Origin of the sequence: Vibrio sp. 10N.261.52.C2 (assembly GCF_041471425.1) — a bacterium.
In the GTDB taxonomy this organism is placed as follows: domain Bacteria; phylum Pseudomonadota; class Gammaproteobacteria; order Enterobacterales; family Vibrionaceae; genus Vibrio; species Vibrio crassostreae_C.
On sequence record NZ_JBFROH010000035.1, the window covers coordinates 12716 to 32927 of the forward strand.

At 40.1% G+C, this 20212-nt stretch carries 16 protein-coding genes; 9 read left to right on the forward strand and 7 right to left on the reverse strand.

What is annotated here, in order from left to right; all coding sequences use genetic code 11:
* Positions 1 to 38: 38 nt before the first annotated feature.
* From AB4307_RS14155 to AB4307_RS14185, 7 genes are all read left to right on the forward strand, one after another.
* On the forward strand, positions 39 to 2018 hold the full coding sequence (locus AB4307_RS14155; protein WP_372132132.1) for a DUF262 domain-containing protein: 1980 nt from the start codon (positions 39 to 41) through the stop codon (positions 2016 to 2018).
* Positions 2011 to 4461, forward strand: a complete 2451-nt coding sequence (locus AB4307_RS14160) for a DUF262 domain-containing protein (RefSeq protein ID WP_372132135.1) — start codon at positions 2011 to 2013, stop codon at positions 4459 to 4461. Before AB4307_RS14155 ends, AB4307_RS14160 begins: the two co-directional genes overlap by 8 nt.
* Positions 4462 to 4892: 431 nt before the next feature.
* Positions 4893 to 5888, forward strand: a complete 996-nt coding sequence (locus AB4307_RS14165) for a PD-(D/E)XK nuclease domain-containing protein (protein WP_372132137.1) — start codon at positions 4893 to 4895, stop codon at positions 5886 to 5888.
* Positions 5875 to 6972, forward strand: coding sequence for a hypothetical protein (locus tag AB4307_RS14170; RefSeq protein WP_136989433.1), 1098 nt, complete (start codon positions 5875 to 5877; stop codon positions 6970 to 6972). The genes AB4307_RS14165 and AB4307_RS14170 overlap by 14 nt, the downstream gene beginning before the upstream one ends.
* A gap of 1 nt (position 6973) precedes the next feature.
* Positions 6974 to 7630 carry a hypothetical protein gene (locus AB4307_RS14175; RefSeq protein ID WP_372132140.1) on the forward strand — a complete coding sequence of 219 codons (657 nt, stop codon included), beginning with the start codon at positions 6974 to 6976 and terminating at the stop codon, positions 7628 to 7630.
* A 2233-nt stretch (positions 7631 to 9863) separates the two neighbouring features.
* Entirely contained in the window at positions 9864 to 10406 is a 543-nt protein-coding gene (locus AB4307_RS14180; protein WP_372132143.1) for a hypothetical protein, read from the forward strand.
* An 88-nt stretch (positions 10407 to 10494) separates the two neighbouring features.
* Positions 10495 to 10890: a hypothetical protein gene (locus AB4307_RS14185; RefSeq protein WP_372132146.1), complete on the forward strand. Its 396-nt coding sequence runs from the start codon at positions 10495 to 10497 to the stop codon at positions 10888 to 10890.
* An 88-nt stretch (positions 10891 to 10978) separates the two neighbouring features.
* Here AB4307_RS14185 and AB4307_RS14190 read toward each other — a convergent pair whose 3' ends face one another.
* The 3 genes from AB4307_RS14190 to rplY form a co-directional block, all read right to left on the reverse strand.
* A complete protein-coding gene (locus AB4307_RS14190; protein ID WP_372132148.1) occupies positions 10979 to 12214 on the reverse strand; it encodes a phage integrase Arm DNA-binding domain-containing protein in 1236 nt (411 codons plus the stop codon).
* A 69-nt stretch (positions 12215 to 12283) separates the two neighbouring features.
* Positions 12284 to 12463 (reverse strand): hypothetical protein, encoded by a 180-nt coding sequence (locus AB4307_RS14195; protein WP_333913260.1) that lies wholly within the window; start codon positions 12461 to 12463, stop codon positions 12284 to 12286.
* A 480-nt stretch (positions 12464 to 12943) separates the two neighbouring features.
* Positions 12944 to 13222, reverse strand: coding sequence for a 50S ribosomal protein L25 (gene rplY / locus AB4307_RS14200; protein ID WP_017060373.1), 279 nt, complete (start codon positions 13220 to 13222; stop codon positions 12944 to 12946).
* A 367-nt stretch (positions 13223 to 13589) separates the two neighbouring features.
* Here rplY and AB4307_RS14205 point away from each other — a divergent pair, with 367 nt between their 5' ends.
* Complete coding sequence (locus AB4307_RS14205; RefSeq protein WP_372132153.1) at positions 13590 to 14318, forward strand: glycosyltransferase family 2 protein; 729 nt, start codon at positions 13590 to 13592, stop codon at positions 14316 to 14318.
* A 14-nt stretch (positions 14319 to 14332) separates the two neighbouring features.
* A complete protein-coding gene (locus tag AB4307_RS14210) occupies positions 14333 to 15640 on the forward strand; it encodes an LssY C-terminal domain-containing protein (protein WP_372132156.1) in 1308 nt (435 codons plus the stop codon).
* 77 nt (positions 15641 to 15717) lie between these two features.
* Here the strand turns inward: AB4307_RS14210 and AB4307_RS14215 are convergent, their stop codons facing one another.
* The 4 genes from AB4307_RS14215 to radD all read right to left on the reverse strand — a co-directional run bounded on the left by AB4307_RS14215 (position 15718) and on the right by radD (position 20211).
* Positions 15718 to 17064 carry an ATP-binding protein gene (locus tag AB4307_RS14215; RefSeq protein WP_017060376.1) on the reverse strand — a complete coding sequence of 449 codons (1347 nt, stop codon included), beginning with the start codon at positions 17062 to 17064 and terminating at the stop codon, positions 15718 to 15720.
* 104 nt (positions 17065 to 17168) lie between these two features.
* Positions 17169 to 17828, reverse strand: a complete 660-nt coding sequence (locus AB4307_RS14220; protein ID WP_017060377.1) for a response regulator transcription factor — start codon at positions 17826 to 17828, stop codon at positions 17169 to 17171.
* A 61-nt stretch (positions 17829 to 17889) separates the two neighbouring features.
* Complete coding sequence (locus tag AB4307_RS14225) at positions 17890 to 18288, reverse strand: PepSY domain-containing protein (protein WP_017066076.1); 399 nt, start codon at positions 18286 to 18288, stop codon at positions 17890 to 17892.
* 180 nt (positions 18289 to 18468) lie between these two features.
* Positions 18469 to 20211: a DNA repair helicase RadD gene (gene radD / locus AB4307_RS14230; RefSeq protein ID WP_017066075.1), complete on the reverse strand. Its 1743-nt coding sequence runs from the start codon at positions 20209 to 20211 to the stop codon at positions 18469 to 18471.
* Position 20212 lies beyond the last annotated feature (1 nt).

Genomic DNA, 20212 nt, shown 5'->3' on the forward strand with positions numbered 1-20212 from the left:
TTCCAGCTAGCTTAGATCTGCGCCAAAATGAGTTGCGATTGCGCCAGCTCACACTTGTTCAAGATCTAAATGGCTTAGTTTTTCTCATAACAATAAAGTGTATATCAGTTTCAGACCTTACCATCCTGACAGGCCGCACGCAGTTGCTACTGACCAAAGAACAAGAAGGAATACGAATGCCTGAATGTAATGAATTAGAATTAAAGCCGATTAACGATCTGCTTGACCTGTCGTTTTTTATACCGGCCTATCAACGTGGCTATCGTTGGTCTAAAAGGCAAGTCACCGAGCTACTCAATGACGTTTATGAGTTTTGTCTGAGCAAAAACAAGACAGAACAAGATTTTTATTGTTTACAACCCGTTGTGGTAAAAGCACGAGGTGAGCAATGGGAGTTGGTAGATGGTCAGCAAAGGTTAACTACTATTCTTATTATTTTGGGTTATTTTAACTCACGATTTTCGGAAGATTTCCGAAAGCAACTTTATTCAATTGAATATGAGACACGACCTGAAAGCAAAGAATACATCGCTACACTTGATGAAAGCCAAAAAGATAAAAATATAGACTTTCACTATATTTTTGAAAGTTATAATGAAATTAGAAATTGGTTTAAAGACAAAATTAACCGTGTAAATGATATTGAATCTGTATTTCTTAATGATGTTAAAGTTATTTGGTATCAGATAAGTGAAACAGAAAATGTTACAGAGGTATTTACTCGACTCAACATGGGCAAGATACCTCTAGTCAATGCCGAGCTAGTAAAAGCATTATTTTTAAAATCGAGTAATTTTGCTCAAGATGTTGATGATTACAAAAGCAAAAAACCGATTCAAGACCTACAACAGTTAAAGATTTCACAGGAGTGGGATGCTATTGAGAAGCGCTTACAAGATGATGCTTTCTGGTACTTCATTAGTAACAAATCCATTACCACAAATCGAATAGAGTTTGTTTTGGATTTGGCATCCAGAAACCTTGATGATAAAGGCATTCTAGACACCGACAAATTGAAAATATTTCTGACGTTCAACCGATTGCTAGGTCTCAATGGTGATAATGATAGGCCTGTCGATGTTGCTCGTGAGTGGCTAAAGATAAAACAGTGTTTTATGACTCTAGAAGAATGGTACAACGACCGTGGGCTATTTCACCTGATTGGCTATTTAGTCTCGCAAAAAGTCTCTGTCGCTAGTATTTTCGATTTACACCAAGAGGCTCTCACGAAGTATGATTTCCGACAATCATTGTTAAAGCTAGTCTTCAGTAAAACCTTTAATGGTAGAGAGTTAGACAAATTATCTCGAGAATGGCTAGATGAGAGGCTAAACGCATTCACTTATGAATCTGGAGCACACAGACTAAGACCAATACTATTGCTATTTAATGTTGCAAGCTTACTTGCAAACCCAGCTACCAATGCACGCTTTCAATTTGATAAATTTAAATTAGATAGTTGGGATATTGAACATATACGCTCGGTGGCATCCGATATGCCAAGTAGTAAAGGCAAACAAAAGGTATGGCTTGAAAATGTTGTTGCTTATATCTCTAGCGATGAAGGCCCAAAAGCTGAGGAGTCTGGCGCTGATGTAAACAATGAAGAACTTTCTATCAAACTTGAAGCAATAGAGTTACTACAAGCCGCAAACTTAAATAATGACCAGTTTGAATCTTTGTACGACAGAGTTCGGGCTCATTATGACTCTACTGGCGATGAAGATGTTGATAACTCAATTGGCAATCTAACTTTGCTAGACAGCAGAACTAATCGTAGCTATCAAAATGCGGTATTCCCAATTAAACGGGCGAGGATCATAGCATTAGATAAGAAAGCAACCTTTGTTCCGCTATGCACCAAAAATGCGTTTCTTAAGTATTACAGCAAACAGGTTGATAAGATGCTGTATTGGGAAGCGAAGGATAGCGAAGATCATCAAAGGGCTATCTTAGAAATGTTACTCGGTTTCTTTCAGGGTGTAGGTGTTCATCATAAGGATTTAGGGTATGAATAAGGGAAAAAGCTTAACGTTTTATGGTTTGTTTAATTTTGTTGAAGTGATCGAAATTCCAATATTGCAGCGTGATTATGCACAAGGCCGTAGAGAAGAGCTTGAAGTAAGAACACTGTTTCTAAATTCATTATTCCAAGCTCTAAATAACAATGATGAATCACGCCAACCACTAGATTTAGACTTTGTGTATGGAAATTTTGAAGAAGGGCAAAGCAAGGTTTTCTCGGTTCTTGATGGACAGCAGCGCTTAACGACTTTGTTTTTGCTGCATTGGTACTTAGCAGTTCAACACGGGTATATTGAAGAATTTAGAGTTCGGTTTGTCACTGATGAAAAACGGTCTCGCTTTACCTATAAGACTCGTCCAAGCACAACAGAGTTTTTTGATGCATTGATCTCCAAAGATATTGAACTATCTGAAGCAGGGATAAGCAAGCAAATTAAGAATAGTCAGTGGTTTTATTTGTCGTGGCAACAAGACCCAACTGTTCAAGCTTGCTTAAATATGCTCGATGCGATTCAAACATTGTTTTCTCAAAGCGATACCAACTTGTACGAGCGGATAATCAATACAAGTGAACCTTACATTACTTTTCAGTTTTTAGATCTTCATTCATTTGGTTTGTCTGATGAGCTTTATATAAAAATGAATGCTCGTGGTAAGCCATTAACAATATTTGAAAACTTTAAAGCCAAGTTGGAGCAAAAAGTAAAATCTTTTGAAGGACCGTGGCCTGGATACTCGCTACCTTTTAAAGATAATGCCAGCGGTTATGAGTACTTTATCCATAAGGTAGATACCGATTGGGCCGATCTGTTTTGGCCTTTTAGACATGTTTGTTCTGATGATGACACTTTTGATGATGAGTTAATGAATTTCATTCGACTAATTATTGCCTATCAATACCTCATTGAACATCAAGGTTCACCGCTGGATCTCAATGTTCATAGTGGAGAACTGTTTGGCAAAAATAGTCGATTAGAATCGCTTTCGCTTTCTCAATATGAAGCGTTAGGTTGCTTGAACAAACCGTTTTTCGTGCGTCTGATTAGTTTCTTTGATGTCATCTACAAGGATGGAATCGTAAATAACAAAGTTCACAGTTATTTAGAAACTGACTACTACTATGACGAACAAAAAACATTCAAAAACGTATTGAAAAATGATGCTAGCTACGATGATAAACTTAGGTTCTATGCTTTTTATAGCTACATTGCTAAATCAACGTCTTACAGCGAACTAAATGAATGGCTAAGGGTTATTTTCAACTTAACCGAAAACACCATTATCAATACCTCTGATGAATTTAGTAAAACACTATATGCGATTGATAAGCTGTGTCACTCAGGTAAGCCCATCCTGGAAAGTCTAGTTGACGATACAGAAGTAGCAGGTTTTGCAGGTGCTCAGGTACTTGAAGAAAAGATAAAAGCTCATTTATTAATTAAATCAGCTGATTGGCGTGAAGCTATCGTGAATGCAGAGAATCATTCTTTCTTGAAAGGTCAGGTCGGTTGTCTTTTAAACTTTTCTCAAATTCTTTCTCATTATAGAGAACATAAACACTGCAATTGGACTGCTGATGAAGATAGCGAGTACTTAGCTAGATTCAAGCTATATTCTGAAGCTATCCAAAGCGTCTTCAGTAAAATATCTAGCAGTTCATCAAATATCGAATACCTATGGGAGCGAGCAGTATTAAGTAAGGGTAATTACTTTACTAATTGGACAGGCAATAGACGTAGCTTGCTAAGTACACGCTTAACCAAAAATAATATTAGACGAGACCATAGTTGGAAACGACTCTTAAGAATCCACCCTGGTGGGGGGGGGGCAAATATGGAGTCCCGACAAGCTCTTGTCAAAGCGGTAGTCGATGACCCACTCTTTGATTCTGATGACATAATTACTTCTCTGATGATGATTTGTAGCACGGCCATCAAAGCACCAAATACAGAGGCGTGGATAAGATTACTTATTAAACATCCAGATTTATTTGAAGTGTGTGAGCAAGGTTTTATATCCATTACCAAAGAAGAAAAAATACTGTTATGCCAGTCGCAAAGGAATCACTACCATTTTGACCTATACACTAAAGCTTTAGAGTTGGAGCTGACGGATGAACATATAGCACCTTTCTCAAGGGCATACACGACTCCTGTAAAATCAAGTGAAGCTTGGTCTTGTTGTGATATTTCTGGAGCCAAATACCAGGGTAAAACAATTAAGCTTAGTGTTGGATTTTACAACGAAAATTTTCACATTTGGTTAGAGGGAATAAGTGCGGACTATGAGGATGAAGAACTAACAGGGTTTGTTAGCAAGCATGGTTTTGATAGCGGATACCTTAAAAAAGTGCCTAAGACAGAAAATGATCTAAGTGAAATTAAACAAGTGATTGGGGAACTTTGTGCTGGCTTAAAAGATTTATGCGATGAGTAATGTCAGAAGTGGTCGTTCGACTAGAGGTCAGTCATACCTCTAGTTATTCGCTTTTAACTAAATTAGCCAAGTTACTGAATCAGAAATGTCCAAAATCTTCTCGGGTTGAATTTTTACCCGTGGCACTTTCTAGATCGAAGGTGCCCCATTATTTGCTAGACCTTTACTCATTCACATCCTGTTCATGGGCTTTGCCCTATTAAAAGTTATAAATTCTTCTCATGCTGTTGGCTGTTAATCCCCGAGATGTAATACGGGGCAGGGTGGAAGTTTTGTATTTCTCACATATTGAGAAAACTAACTATATTTCAAGTTATTGTGAGGATGAATGGTTACTGTTGCATACTTAAACGGTATACTTTTGGGTATCTTTGTTTGGTTTTATTTAGCTGAACAACGTCAGTGAAATATTAGAGAATAAGTATACATGTATGAGTGAAACAGCAAACATAGCCAAAATGGCTGAGCACATAAGTGATGAGATCTTTTACTTTTTTAAGTGGCAACGAAGAAAAGCTAGAGATCGCAACTGGGAATGTGCGAGCCCAGAGATACACAAAACAAAAGGTAAGACTCATCCTAGTGATGTAGTGTTTTATTATCAGCACCCATATCTTGGTGAAGACATATACGTCAATACAGATCTCAAGAGTTACGCCAAGAGTAGTATTACCAAAGATTCAATAAGTAAATCGATTATTAGCCTATCAAAAGCTACGCAATGTGCGAACAACAGTGGTTCATTTGAGCAAAAGTACATACATACCACGGACCAGTATGACGTAGTTGGAATGCTATTCATCTATAACCATTGTGGCGATTATGACAGTGAGTTCGACAGTATTATGAGAGCGATTAAGCACGAGGATTTGCAGCTCGACGAGCATAACAAAATCTATGTGCTATCCCCTCAAAAAATCAGGAAGTTTGTTGATGTAACAACTGATATATCGCGTTTAATCGCACGCAATAAGCTTCCTAAACCAAAAAAATATAGTTTTTTGTACCCAGATCTAGTGCTCACCAAAAATAGACTTGGAGACTCTGAACCCGCCACTTTAGAGGCTTTATTGTCAGATACATTAATCATTAAGCATGATTATGACGAGGATGATGAGATTGCGTCCGGCTACGTAGTGTATTATTCGAAAGAGGATCCTAAAGTTGATGACTTTATTTATCTACTGGATTCTTTTTCACATTATCAGATGTTTGAAAAGAACAAGCCTATAAGAATTCGATACACGAAAGACTCTAACTCAAATGATGACATAGCTAACATATTCGAGTCTGCGATTATAAAGTATTCTGCAATTTGGGGTAAGAAAACTGACGATTTAAATAAAAAGGTTAGTTTTGACGTTATTACTAAGTTCTCAAGTTCATTCAATGAATCGGTACTAGGTGCACAAAATGAAGAAGATTAAAACTGGCCCTAGCCTATATCACGTGTCAGATAAGGCAATATCCGATGGCTTGGAAAAAGTTTCTACAATCCAAATGGTACATTATTTAAGAAGAAAAGGAATTTTAGTTTCAAGTGAAGCTAAAAAAGAAGATCTTATAAAATATATAATTACGTTTAACTTTGGATACAGTGATTTTCTATGGTTAACTACTCTATTGGAAGTTCCTAATAACAAGGTTCGTACAGAAGTATCGAAGCTCGATATCGATATTGATACTGAAAAGTTGAAAACAATTGCCAATAAAGTAAAAAAAGAACTATCTTCCAACGATATCGACTGTAGAGTGATTAAAAAAGATAACACGGTTAAATTAGAGATTAACTACATATCTGAAGATCTTACAGTATCTGAGCTTCGACAGAAGAAACCGGTAAAATCTGAAATAGAGATTACTAACAACAATGGTTCTTTAGGGTTTAGCTATGGTTCTTTAGTTCCTGTGAAACATATTAAAGATAACCTTATTCAGCGAATACAGTCTGAAACCGGTAAAGTTGATATTGAGCCAATAGAAGTTTCCCTTCAATACATTACTAGCCCTAACCTAAGGTCTGAGTTTTTTATAAATTTGGCAAATAACATACCGGGTTACACTTTTGATGACATTTTATCTGTCGACGTGACAAAGAACTTCAATAATAACGATGGTGATTCAGACAAAAAAGAGGAAGCTCAAGAAGGTCACATTGCAGCTATACGGAATGCGGCATTAAAAGGAGTGAGCGTTACAAACACACCTTCCTTTGAACAGTTACATGAAGATGGTTACTACATATACAAAATTGTTTGGTCGTCGATAGAAGACATCTTCGATGGTAAAAAAGTTATCTTCGAAGCTCAATTCGGAGAACGAGATAAGTGCAAAGACTTCAAGTACTTAGTAAAGTATATATATGACGTTGCTAAGTCTAGTCGAGCTAAAGGGTTACATGCTCAAAGACATAGAGAAATCACTAGTATAGAAAGAAAGCAATTGAATACTCTGTTAGAGAATTCTGCGCTTGAGCAATATTCAATTATTTTAAATGGCGAAGGTAAGTAGAATGAAAAGTTATCGAATCATTGAAGTTTCTAAGAGCCTAAGTGTAATTGATATATATGATTCGATAGTCCATCTACCTTTTGATGATGGTTCAGGGTTCTTGATACACAAAAAGCGTAATGATTTTTTGGAAGCGTCGCATTTGTACAAGAAGGTTGTAACTAAAGTAATTAGAGACATCGAAGGGAATGAAGAATCGGTTACCTATCACGATTATATTAAAACTAACTTTAAGGTTGTTAAGTTAGAAGGCAAACCTTATATAGTAGTGATAGAACCACCTAGAGAATCAAAAGTTTTTAACCAAGACCTTAAAAAATCATTGCCTATATTTACCAGCATAAAACAAGTCTCTAAAAGTCCAGCTAGTTTTTACCAAAAATTGGTGGGAAGCGGTTTTAAAGTTAAAATTAATGAAATTGAATTATGTAACATTAATATACTTAATAAAGGTTTGGGGAGGTTTGTTTTTTCTTCTGAAAAGGATATTTATAAAGAGGCAATGTCTTTTGTTGAAGAAAAAAATCACGATATAAAATATATGGTAATGCATATAGAAAGCCAATCATCCAAGTCTAGATGTAAAGTTAGTTCTAGTGGTGTTATCTCTATGAATGAGTATAACCAGGATGTTTTGGATGTATATTTAACTAGCTAATAGCTCATATAAAGGCTCTCAATTGAGAGCCTTTGTTAAAAATTATCTGCATAATGATTTATAACTTTATGCGTAACTTATCCACTTTCAATTTGCCTAATTCTACTTATAGAACTTGCTAATTTAATCAATTTAGTTGAAGTCTTAATTTCAAGTTCTGAATTTATTTCTAGCAAGCCAATACCTGCTGTGGGGGACAAACTAGCCAGTAGGAGGTTCTAAGTATCCACTCAATCATTTGGAGGCCCCTCTATTTACTACAATGACCTAGCTCTAAACGTTTGCAGACATCTGGGATTTCTGAGCCTTTATCCCTACGTTTGATCGTGTTCGCAGTTTTGAAGCAAAGTCTCGCGGCTTCTTCAACCGACAAACCACAGACCAATTGGCGAAATATCTGATTTTCGGTCATCATGCTTGCCCCGTATAGTCAATGCTCCGTTTTAAGCAGCTTTTCGTTATTGATAATTTAATTAAAAAACAGCTTCGGTGTGATTCTCGTGAAGGTGAAAGGGGAATATAGTATGACTGTTTCTCTTGACCATTGAACAACTAAAACTGAACAAGACAACGAAAACATTATCTCGATAAGTTAAAAGTGGAGCTTAGTCGAGGGACGTAACCTCAGATTGACCACCATATTCAGATTTTTGGTGCTAGAAACTACTCGTGACAGGTTTTGGCATAATTTCTTATATCACTGTAGGCAATTGAGCGATCAAGTAATTTCATCTTTCGACCCATTTAAAAACAGTGGCTTAGATGTGATTTTCGTGAGGGTAAGAGGGAAATGAAGTATGACTGTTTCTCTTGACCATTGAATAACTAAAACTGAACAAGGCAACGAAAACATTATCTCGTTAGGCTAAAAGTGGAGCTTAGTCGAGGTACGTAACCCCACATTGACCACCATATTCAGATTTTTGGCGCTAGAACCGACTCGTGACAGGTTTTGGCATAATTTCTTATATCACTGTAGGCAATTGAGCGATCAAGTAATTTCATCTTTCGACCCATTTAAAAACAGTGGCTTAGATGTGATTTTCGTGAGAATAAGAGGGAAATGAAGTATGACGGTTTCTCTTGACCATTGAATAACTAAAACTGAGCAAGGCAACGAAAACATTATCTCGCTAGGCTAAAAGTGGAGCTTAGTCGAGGTACGTGACCCCACATTGACCACCATATTCAGATTTTTGGCGCTAGAACCGACTCGTGACAGGTTTTGGCATAATTTTTTATATCACTGTAGGCAATTGAGCGATCAAGTAATTCCATCTTTCGACTTATTAAAAACAATGGCTTAGATGTGATTTTCGTGAGAATAAGAGGGAAATGAAGTATGGCTGTTTCTTTTGACCATTGAATAACTAAAACTGAACAAGGCAACGAAAACATTATCTCGATAGGCTAAAAGTGGAGCTTAGTCGAGGTACGTAACCCCACATTGACCACCATATTAAGATTTTTGGCGCTAGAACCGACTCGTGACAGGTTTTGGCATAATTTCTTATATCACTGTAGACAATTGAGCGATCAAAGATTGCTATCTTGAGAATCCATTTAAAACAATAGTTTAGGTGTAGTTTTCGTGAGGGTGAGAGCAAAATTAGTATGACAGTTTCTCTTGACCATTAAACAACTAAAACTGAACAATGCAACGAAGATATTATCTCGATAAGTTAAAAGTGGAGCTTAGTCGAGGTATGGAACCTTATAATAGCCACCATATCCAATTAATTTGTGTTAAGAGCGACTCGTGATAGCTTTTGTTTTCATTCCTTATATCACTGTAGGCAATTGAGCGATCAAGGAGTGCTATCTTGCGAGCCGTTTAAAAACAATGGCTTAGCTTAGCTTAGCTTAGCTTTGGTTTTGTGAGGGTGAGAGCGAAATGAGTATGACTGTTTCTCTTGACCATTAAACAACTAAAACTGAACAAGACAACGAAGATATTATCTCGATAAGTTAAAAGTGGAGCTTAGTCGAGGTATGGAACCTTATAATACCCATCATATCCAATTAATTTGTGTTAAGAGCGACTCGTGATAGCTTTTGTTTTCATTCCTTATATCACTGTAGGCAATTGAGCGATCAAGGAGTGTCATCTTACGAACCATTTAAAAACAATAACTTGTGTTATGGTGTGTATCACGGGATAACTTTGACCAATTTATCAGTACTAACATACTCCCTATAATGATTTTATTTAGCAATTAATAAGAGACAAGTTATGAGTAAAAATATTCTAGCTGCTTTCGGTGGTAGTGCCAGTGATTCTATACGTAGCATTATTGCTCAAGCTATGGCATTTCGTTTGGAATGTTTTGAATGTAAAGACGGCGAGTTTTATCTATCAGATGAGAGCTATGACTTAGCAATAGCTATTATTGGTCAGCTAGATGCTCAAACTAAAAAGCTTAGAGATGCTTATTCTGAGATTGAGCAATCAGAAAATGTTGATAGTTACTTTGGTGACTTAGCGATCGATGAACTGTCTGTTGCTAACGGTTATATCCGAGGCTTTGAGATGATTCTCAATGCACAACATCACGATATGAAACGCAGTAATTTAGTTTCAGAGGCTTCAGTGAAGCAAGCAATGTGTCAGATTCGTAGGGCAACGGCTAAACTACGCAAAGCTATTGATGATCTGATGTCTATAGAGCGCCAACTTCGCGTAGCTTCAACGGAAAAATATCAAATGAGTTTAGATATGACGAGTGATAAAGTTACTAAGCTCACAGCTGCGACAAAAGCAGCTAGCGTTAATTAAACTGCCTAGCATTCTTTTTATTTGAATCTATTGATGTTATTGGGTCTGATCCGTACTGTTGTCTCCTTTTTTATTTGGAGCCAATAGTATGTTGGAAAAATTAGAGAGTCGCCTTGTATCAGTTTCTAATAATGTAGCCAGTCTTAGAGAGCTTATTACGCCTATCATTAACGCAAATGAATACATTTGTATTGTGACAGGCGAGTGCGTCAAGTTTTCGTATCCTGAGCAGAATGGAGGCGTCGATTTTGACACTAAAGTTAAACAACTATCTGAAATCTTTCGTATTCCATTTGGCGATATGGACGGAGGGTTTGGTGCTAGGAATTGTCTAATCAAACATAGTATTAAAGATAACTTGATCGAATGGACTCTTGATTTAAGCTCTGAAGAAGGCGACTTATTAGAGACTTATGTGTGTGATCAGTTGATATCATTATTTAAGAAGCTTGAACGTAAATATATAATAAGAACAAAGGTTTAGATTGAAATAAATACGTTGTTCTGCTGTCAATAAGCATTTGGTTTTCGGTTGTACCTCTGATTTACTAATGCACCTATGCACGAATTTATCAATTGTTCGAATAACTCCTGATAGAAATGGGCTCACACTCATTCCATACTGTTTCGTCAGGTTTCGTATAAATCTCAGTGGTTTTGGCGTCGTTATGAGCCATCCTGCTGGTGGCACTTAAGCCTTTTTGTTCAATCAACCGAGCAGCTAAGGAGCGAATCTCGTGATACGTAGGCCTTTGGTTGCTCGGTAAGTCAGACTTAACTCCAACTTTGTCGCGGATTTTACTAAACTGCTTACTTAGGTAATGGCTTTGCACTTGATAGATATGGTCACAATCTTGAGCTATGCCTCGTTGCTGTTGTATAGGTTTCTTATGGACGATATAAGGGCAGGACACCCGATCTGAATAGCTTAGCTGTACAATGTCGTAGATGGATTGGGTGACAGGGATCTTGACTCTAGATGCTGCTGAGTTTTGGACTTTCTGTCTATGTATATAAAGGTATCCATAAACTTTTTCACCATGGAGCATATTTGGTTTCTTATCTTGATTCCATACAATCCCACAGCGGTTATCTTTTGGTTCTCTTATGTTGTATTTGATACGACATATTTCATTGACAGAGTGTGTCGTCTCTAACGTCAACGCCATAGCGACTTTTAGAAAGGTTGGTGCGTTGCTATAAATTAACTCAAACTCTTCTAACGTCAGTCTTTGACGCTTTTTAACACGTTCTGACTTCATGACTTTTAAACGCTTTTTATTGCGCATGAAGTTATCTGTTATAAATGATTGATCTGCTAGGTAACTGAATGCTTTCTTGATATGGCTGAGGTTATTGTTGTAGTTCTGAGATGAAGACTCACCATAATGTGTTTTTAAGAATGCATTCAACATTTCTAAGTTCAAGTCATGCGTGAGTATTGTTCCCAAATCATCACAGAGTTTCTGCATTATCGATTGATACTTCTTCAGTGAACCTAGTGAGAGCTCTTCTCTTTCAATCATGGGGTAGATTTTTTGTAGCGCTTTACCTAAAGGAATATTGAACTTACTTTCAGTTTGTTCTGTAGACTGGTGAGCTTGCTTAATGCGCTGTGCCATTGAGCGGTATTGGATATTATAGTTAACCGCTTCATTGATAGCGTGGAGCTTTTTTGTGCCTTTAGGGAAATTGAAATAACTCCCGGACTCAAGCTTCAGGCGGTAACGTACCTTGCCATCTTTATGTTGATATCGATAAAGATAAGGTGGTAAGTCGATATTTTTGACAGAGCGGTTTCTACCCATAGTTAGATCTCCTAATGATAGATCACCACCCTAATCATGGAGTAGTGATCTAATTACCGACGTTCATTTTCAGTTACTAAACTGAAGGGCACTGTTGTCATCTACTAAGACGAGTAGGTTACCGCTTGGTGTCAGGACATAGGGCAAGTAGCCTTTCCGGCACCAGTTATGTACGGTAGCTGTCGTGATACCTGAACCTGGGTACTTTTCTTCAAGATACTTTTTAGGTGTTAGTGTTCGCGTGCTCATGATTGCTCTCCACTTCATTGTGTTGGTCTTAAGTCAGGTGGTCGTTCACCTGAAATCAATGTAATCCGTAATAACAACTGATTTGGCAAATAAGGACGCTAATTTGAGTGTTTAATTGTTTTTCTAACAATCGAAAAAACGCGAACTGGGCCAAAGTGACAAATCGGTTGTGACTTAAAGACCAAGACCGGGGAGAGGTGTCGTGGGGGCGTATGAGAGTGATTAATTGAGCATGTGAGCACTGTATAGTGTCACGATAATGTCACTATCGTGATCTTTCATGTTTTCACAATTTACCCAATTATCGCCTAAGGTTATGAAAAATATAAATATTAATCGGTTTTTCAAACCCCAGAAACGGTGAAACCCCGGTGTTGGTAGCATCGGGGTTTCGAATTTCTAGATTTCTCGACTGGTAAGATCGATTATCTTTTCTATGCAGAAGGCTGGATTAATCCAATCTTATTCCTTGGTAGGGAATTAGATGCGGATGAAGTCCATGTGCTCAACTTTTGGCTTGAACGCGTGACGTTGAACGTCTTGTGGCTTAACCTTAACTTCTGCGCCGTCAATCAGTAGAGTGATTGCTTCGTAGAATTCAGGCTTGTCCATTTGGTTGATCACGTCAGCGTGAACAAGTTCGATAGCTACAGCTTCAGCTTCGCCACCGTAGATTACAGCTGGGAATTTACCAGCGTGACGTAGGCGGCGGCTCGCACCTTTACCTAGTTCAGTACGTACTACTGCTTCAAATTTCATAGTTTTACTCTCAAATTAGTAAAAATTAACTTCACACCTCAATGCGACCTTGAGTGTGTGGTAATGCTTAAACACAAAAGTTCATGCTTAAGCGAGCGCGGATACTAACATCACATTCCAATATGAGCAAGTCAGAAGCACATCTCAAAGTGAATTTCCTTCGATAATGGGTTCGTTTGGAGATAAAACGTTCGCTAACGCTTGTTTAGCGCATTTTACTCCCTTTTACATCGCAATCCTTATCTATTTATATCACTGCTAAATCATCAAGTTAATGAACGGAAAATGAATGTTTGCCTAAGACTTGGTTAAGTCTTAGTTCGTTAATCTTAGTGTCAATTAAACAGCAGAATGAATAGGTGAAAATATGGAACCGGTAAGCATTGTCGTAATTACGCTAAACGAAGAGAAACGCATTAGCCGCTTAATGGAAGAGTTGAGCGTGCAAACCCACCAAGAGTTTGAAGTGATTGTTGTCGACTCGAACAGTGAAGATAACACCCGAGAAGTCGCACAAGCCTATGAAAGTGCATTGCCAAAACTGACAGTCCACCATATGCAAGAACGCGGTGTTAGCCTTGGTCGAAACACCGGGGCTGCTTTGGCGCAATACAACCGAATCCTTTTCTTAGATGCTGACGTGAGCTTGCCTCGAAACTTCCTTGCGAAAGCGCTTTATGAACTAGAAGAGAAGAAGCTTGAAGTGGCGGGTGTGTACATGAGCTCGAAAGGTTTGCCGCTTGTACACAAGTTTGGTTACGAGCTATTTAACGCAGGCTTGTTTACTACTCAGTTCTTTTTCCCGACGGCGATTGGCGCATGTATTTTCTCGACTAAACGGGCGCATGATGAGATCGGCGGTTTTGATGAAGAGATCGTCCTTTGTGAGGACTGTGATTATGTAAAACGTGCGAGCAAAACATGGCGATTTAGATTCCTAAATATGACCTTTGGCTTTGACCCACGTCGATTAGATCAAGATGGCGTTGTGAAGACAGGCTCTACTTATCTTAAAGCCAATGTAAGACGCTTCTTTAAAGGCGAAATGCGTAACAACGAGATGAACTACAAGTTCGGTCATTACAAAGAACAGTAAGCATTGAGGTTGTTATGTTTGATGGACTAGGGCTGTTTCTGGGAGCATTGGGTGATGCTCTCATTGGCCCAAACCTATTTGTACCGGGAGAGCCGTTCTTTATCGCAGCGGGCTTTCAACTGTATTCAGGTGCATGGATGGCGTTGGTTTTGGTGATGCTAGGTGGTTTGCTTGGTGATCAACTCAGTTATTTCATTGGTTATAAATACGGTGTTAAGGTGCAACGAAGGCTCATTAAGTTTCGCCCTAAAACCAAAAGATTAATTGCGCGCTGCCGCTATCTGGTTGCTCGCAAAGGCACATACATCATTCTTTTTGCTCGTTTATTAGGGCCTATCGCTTGGGTTGTGCCATTTATAGCTGGCTCGCATCGTGTACCGTGGCGTAATTTTAGTGTGTTGGCGTTTATCGGTTTGGCCCTTGGTGGAGGGCAGTTCATTGCTTGGGGCATGTTACTGGCGCACGGCGTTGAAAACTTCCCGTGGCTTAATAGCCTTAAGATATTTATCTCGGAGCATAATAGCTTGATCGTTGGTGTGTTCGCGGTATTAGTCTTCACCATTATCGGTTACCGAATGAAGTGGCGATGCTTAGTACTTAAGTCTAGTGCGCTGTTGTTGGCGTGGGTATTGTTTGCGAACTACGCTCACTTTTTCTGGAAAGCGGATGACTTTCAGAATCAACCAGAGACGGCTCAAATAAACAAAGTCGACTGGAACTCGGTTACCTATAAAGCGTTCCCCGGTAAATCTTCGTTCTACTCGGCGCAAGCGATCAACGTAATTTATGTTGGAGCAACCCCAAGAGACTTAATGAAGCAATTAGGCTGGATAGAGAATCAAACCTTCTCTCGAAATGAGATTGAATGGGTTGGTTATCTCGCATTGCTTAGAGAAAAAACGCCGCCAGTGTCTGATTTATATTGGCGAGACAAGCCGCAAGATATGGCTTTTCAATTGCCGGGTAACCTGATGAAGCGCAGCCATATTCGTTGGTGGCGTGCAGGTGTTGATATTAAAACTAACCAGCCTCAGTGGTTAGGCGCAATTAGCTATGATGATGGCCTTAAAGTCACGCCTTACTCAGGCATTGTGACCGTGCTTCATAACATTGAGCCTAATGTTGATGAAGAGCGAGATCGGCTTGCTAATCAGATACGAACGTTACTACCAGACATCGAGTTAGACAAGTACCCATTAGCAACGGTGGAAGTGATCAATGACGATCATGACTATTACACTGATGGCCGGGTATTAACGATTGGAGCAACGACCCTTAGTGATAATTCACAAACTTTGGATGTTGCTGTGAACGATATATAGAGTTGTATATAAGGTCGATAGAATTAAGCCCTAGCATTACGTTAGGGCTTATTGTGTTTAACTTTTACTTAGCTTGTTCAGCCTTTACTTACTTTAAGCACCAGAGAAGCTTTTAAGCCGCCCATTGAGCTCTTGCTGAGCGTTAGGCTGCCTCGGTAACTGTGTGCCATTTCATTTACGATATTAAGCCCTAAGCCTGTTCCTGGTGTGGTTTCATCAAGTCGGACGCCACGTTTGGTCACTTGCTCAAGCTTCTCTTCAGGAATGCCTTGGCCATCATCTTCAATCACCAACTCTATGTTGCCATCGTCGAGTTCATTTGCATGGACGCGAATAATGCTGCCCGCCCACTTGTAACTGTTCTCGAGTAGGTTGCCGACCATTTCATCAAGGTCGGTTTTTTCTACTGCCACTTCAATCTCAGAGTCTAGCTCGTTAATTATGGTGACTTCGTTGGCTGCGTAGACTTTATCAAACGCCATTGAGATAGCTTCAACACGCTCACAAGGTGAAGACTTCACCGAAAGAATGTTCATTGCACCTGCCATACGAGCGCGGCCAAGGTGATAATCAATTTGGCTTTGAATCTGATGAATGGGCTGTTGCAGCAGTGCCTTGTCATCCTCTGGAAGTCGCTCTATCTCATTTTTTAGAACTGAAAGCGGTGTTTTCAACGCATGAGATAAGTTACCCGCGTGGTTACGAGCTCGTTCTAATAACTCTTGATAGTGAAAGAGCAGGGCATTGAGGTCAGAGACTAATGGAGAAACCTCTTTCGGGTAGTTATCGCTTAACCCTTGTTGCTCGCCGTTTCTTAGCATTACCAGTTCGCGTTGCATCTTGCTGAGCGGTAATAACGACCAACTGACTTGAATACCGATCAACATCAGCACGCCAACAAACAGCAACATTAGGATCAACCAGACTTGACCAGTAAGCTCTGTCAGTGTGGATTCTAATGGATCTTCATCAATACCAATGGTGATCGTGACAGGGTCGCTCAGTTCAGGCAGGTAGATATCTTGCTCGATGTAAATCAGCTTTTCTTTCTCTGGCCCTTTGACTGATGTGTGAATCGGTGAACGCTTGATGGTGAGGTCTTTATCCCATAGCGAGCGAGATCGAATGATCTGCTCTTGGGTAGCGGCGCGCCAATAAATACCACTGTAGGGCTGGTTGAACCTAGGATCAGACAGACGCTCTGCCATGATCAGGTTACCACTGTCATTGGTTTCGATATTGGCGGTTAACTCATCCATGGTTAAGCCAAGCTGCTGCTTCATGTCATCGACGAGGTAGTCGTTAACCAGTTTCGGAATCCCGACACCAGCCGCTAATATCATCGCACCTAGCCAAAAAGCCGCAGCAAGGAGCAAGCGGCTTTTTAAACTGATGTTTTTAAGTGTTCGTTTCTTTAGATTCATGCATTTCCAACCTGCCTTTGCTCATCGTAACTTATCGTATTGCGATGATCAGAACAGGCTGTCCACTTAATTAATGGTTGCTCTTGGCGTGATTGACGACTGAGCTATTCAGCATTCAGTTGGTAGCCAAGGCCACGAACGGTTTTGATGATCTTTGGTGCGATTTTCTTACGAATACGACCGATGAACACTTCAACCGTGTTTGAGTCTCGGTCGAAGTCTTGCTTGTAGATATGCTCAACCAACTCAGTGCGCGAGATAACCTTGTTTTGGTTATGCATGAAGTACGCGACAACTTTATATTCCAGCGCCGTGAGGCTAACTGCTTGACCTTGCCACAACACTTTAGAACTGCGTGTGTCTAGGCTTAGATCACCGATTTGAAGTATCGGAGCAGCACTGCCTGATGCTCGGCGCAGTTGAGCTCGGATACGGGCAATCAGCTCGACCATCTCAAATGGCTTAGTTAGGTAGTCATCAGCACCGGCGTTCAAGCCCTCAACACGTTGAGTTAGCGTGTCACGAGCACTTAAGATAATCACTGGCGTGTTGATGTTTTCGTCTCGAATGCCTTTTAATACCGTTAGGCCGTCAAGCTTAGGTAAACCTAAATCGAGGACAATCGCGTCCCATTCTTCTGACGTTGCACGGTAGAGTGCGTCGATACCATCTTGAGAGAGCTCTGGAACCCAGTCGGCCCCCTCAAGTGTTTCAATAATTTGTTGGCCCAAACGAGGCTCATCTTCAACGACTAAAATTTTCATAATTGTTCTTCTAATTTCTTCTAATGACTGTTCGTCGTGCTTAGCTCTTCGTCGTACGTAACTAGTCGCCGTGTTTAATTGCGTCTTTAAAGTTGCGGCCTTTGATCATAAGCATTTCTAACGTCTCAGCGTTGTATTCGACTTTGATGATGTTGTTTTGGTAATTGATTTTTAGTTCATACACCCAAATGTCGTCATCTTCTTCTAGTTCTACTTTAATGATTCTGCCATGAAGATCGTTTTCAACCGCCGCATACATTTCTGAGAAAGGGCGAATGTAGCCTTCTCGTACGGCTTCATAGACTTCGTCTTGATCTTCTTCAAATTCGATGCTGGTTCCTGCTTTATGAACGTCCTGCACTAATTCATGACCATTATGATGTGAGTCAGCCCATGCGCCAGCAGAAACAAATAAGCCTAAGCTTATAGAAAACAAAGAAATCATAGCTTTACTAAACATAGCGAATCCTAGAGAAGGTTGATAGCGTTCAGTATAAAAAAGTAATTCTGAACAGAAAGTGAACCTGATTAATAATGAGAATTTGATACCGAAAAACTTAACGCTTAAATGGCGCAGGCTTTAATACATAAGATTAATTGCCGAGTGTTAAGAACGTAAGACTTACTTTTATTCTTAACCTTAACGCTGCTGTAGTTCGTCTTCGAATATCTTGTCTCTCATTTTCCAAAAGCGTCCGACTTTACGGGCAATCACGAATTGAGGTGGGCGGAATCTATGTTGGTGAGCAACCACTTTCGTCGGTGAGGCTTCTTCGAAAGGGCGATGTCTGTCTGCAAGGTGAGGGCGAACAAACTGGTCTTTGAAGTTCTGCTTCTGCTTTTTGCTGGTTAATGACCAAAACTCATGCACTTGCGCTTGGTTTTCTCCGCGATAGGTGACCTTAAGTTGTGATTTACCTTTCTCGTCTTTAAGCACGTTGAGGTCCATTTCCAAGCATTCAAATACCAAGGCATCTTTTAGGTTCAGTGCTTCTTTTAGCTTTTTGTCTGGGTCGACTAAGGTTGCATCGCACTCATGACAAATGCGCGCAGCAATGTCATTATCAGCACCACATTCACCGCAATATTTCGCTCGGAAGCGATAATTACAGTGCTCGCGCTCGCCCGTGTCTTCATCGGTAAAGTAGCCTTGGCATTTGCGCCCAAAGTGCTCAAGCAAGAAGCCATTGCTGTCTAGCTTGCCCCAAAAGTTATTATTGAAGCCGCACGCAGGGCAAGGGATGGTGATGATTTCACTGTCTGAATCGGGTTTAGGGTCGCCAACCTCAGGTTGGTAGAGGTCGTAACTGTTGCCCGCATAGTCGAGCACCAAACACTCTTTTTTACCCGGAGATAGGCGTAAGCCACGGCCAACGATTTGTTGATACAAACTGATGGATTCTGTCGGGCGCAAAATCGCGATTAAATCGACGTGTGGCGCATCAAAACCTGTGGTTAATACCGATACGTTAACCAAAAACTTGATTTTACGTTCTTTGAAGTCGCTGATAATTTGGTCACGTTCGAGAGTTGGTGTATCACCAATCACAATTGAAGCTTCACCTTCTGGCAATAAGCCGAGGATCTCTTGCGCGTGTCGAACGGTCGCAGCGAATACCATGATGCCTAGTTTATCTTGGGCTAGGTGAATAATCTGATCGACAATCTGTGGGGTCGCTCGTTTCGATTGCTCGATCACCATGTCGAGTTCTGCTTCTTTGTAGCGACCAGTGCTCGCGGGCTTTAACTGCGAAAAGTCATAGCTCAACACGGGTGCATCAATCATGCGTGCAGGAGTTAAGAAACCTTCATCGAGCAGGTAACGAATCGGCAGCTCAAAGATACAGTCGCGGAAGAAACGTGGCTCATCTGAACGCACTTGACCGCGAGTGTGGTATTGATAAATCCAACCCATCCCAAGACGATATGGGGTCGCTGTTAATCCAAGCACCTTGATGCCCGAATTATTCTCGCGTAAGTGAGTGATGACTTTCTGATAACTACTGGTCTTTTCATCGGGAACACGGTGGCATTCGTCGATAACCAACAGCGAAAATTGGTTAGAGAATGAATCGAGATTTCGCACCACAGATTGCACCGAAGCAAACACGACTTGTTGGTCGGTCTCTTTGCGTCCTAAACCCGCAGAGAAAATCGAGCCTTTCAGCCCGTAACCTTCATACTTTTCATGGTTCTGTTCAACCAACTCTTTTACGTGAGCAAGCACCAACACTCGACCTTTCGCAAGCCTTGCTAACTCTGCAATCACAAGGCTTTTTCCTGCACCTGTCGGAAGCACGAGCACTGCCGGAGTTTGGTGTTTTCTGAAGTAATGAATCACTGATTTTACAGAATCAGCTTGGTACGGGCGGAGTGTATACATA

Excerpts from the sequence above, each read along its gene's own strand:
- AB4307_RS14160 (WP_372132135.1), top strand. The coding sequence starts at position 2,011 with ATGAATAAGGGAAAAAGCTTAACGTTTTATGGTTTGTTTAATTTTGTT.
- AB4307_RS14165 (WP_372132137.1), top strand. The coding sequence starts at position 4,893 with ATGAGTGAAACAGCAAACATAGCCAAAATGGCTGAGCACATAAGTGAT.
- AB4307_RS14170 (WP_136989433.1), top strand. The coding sequence starts at position 5,875 with ATGAAGAAGATTAAAACTGGCCCTAGCCTATATCACGTGTCAGATAAG.
- AB4307_RS14175 (WP_372132140.1), top strand. The coding sequence starts at position 6,974 with ATGAAAAGTTATCGAATCATTGAAGTTTCTAAGAGCCTAAGTGTAATT.
- AB4307_RS14180 (WP_372132143.1), top strand. The coding sequence starts at position 9,864 with ATGAGTAAAAATATTCTAGCTGCTTTCGGTGGTAGTGCCAGTGATTCT.
- AB4307_RS14185 (WP_372132146.1), top strand. The coding sequence starts at position 10,495 with ATGTTGGAAAAATTAGAGAGTCGCCTTGTATCAGTTTCTAATAATGTA.
- AB4307_RS14190 (WP_372132148.1), bottom strand. The coding sequence starts at position 12,214 with ATGGGTAGAAACCGCTCTGTCAAAAATATCGACTTACCACCTTATCTT.
- AB4307_RS14195 (WP_333913260.1), bottom strand. The coding sequence starts at position 12,463 with ATGAGCACGCGAACACTAACACCTAAAAAGTATCTTGAAGAAAAGTAC.
- rplY (WP_017060373.1), bottom strand. The coding sequence starts at position 13,222 with ATGAAATTTGAAGCAGTAGTACGTACTGAACTAGGTAAAGGTGCGAGC.
- AB4307_RS14205 (WP_372132153.1), top strand. The coding sequence starts at position 13,590 with ATGGAACCGGTAAGCATTGTCGTAATTACGCTAAACGAAGAGAAACGC.
- AB4307_RS14210 (WP_372132156.1), top strand. The coding sequence starts at position 14,333 with ATGTTTGATGGACTAGGGCTGTTTCTGGGAGCATTGGGTGATGCTCTC.
- AB4307_RS14215 (WP_017060376.1), bottom strand. The coding sequence starts at position 17,064 with ATGAATCTAAAGAAACGAACACTTAAAAACATCAGTTTAAAAAGCCGC.
- AB4307_RS14220 (WP_017060377.1), bottom strand. The coding sequence starts at position 17,828 with ATGAAAATTTTAGTCGTTGAAGATGAGCCTCGTTTGGGCCAACAAATT.
- AB4307_RS14225 (WP_017066076.1), bottom strand. The coding sequence starts at position 18,288 with ATGTTTAGTAAAGCTATGATTTCTTTGTTTTCTATAAGCTTAGGCTTA.
- radD (WP_017066075.1), bottom strand. The coding sequence starts at position 20,211 with ATGTATACACTCCGCCCGTACCAAGCTGATTCTGTAAAATCAGTGATT.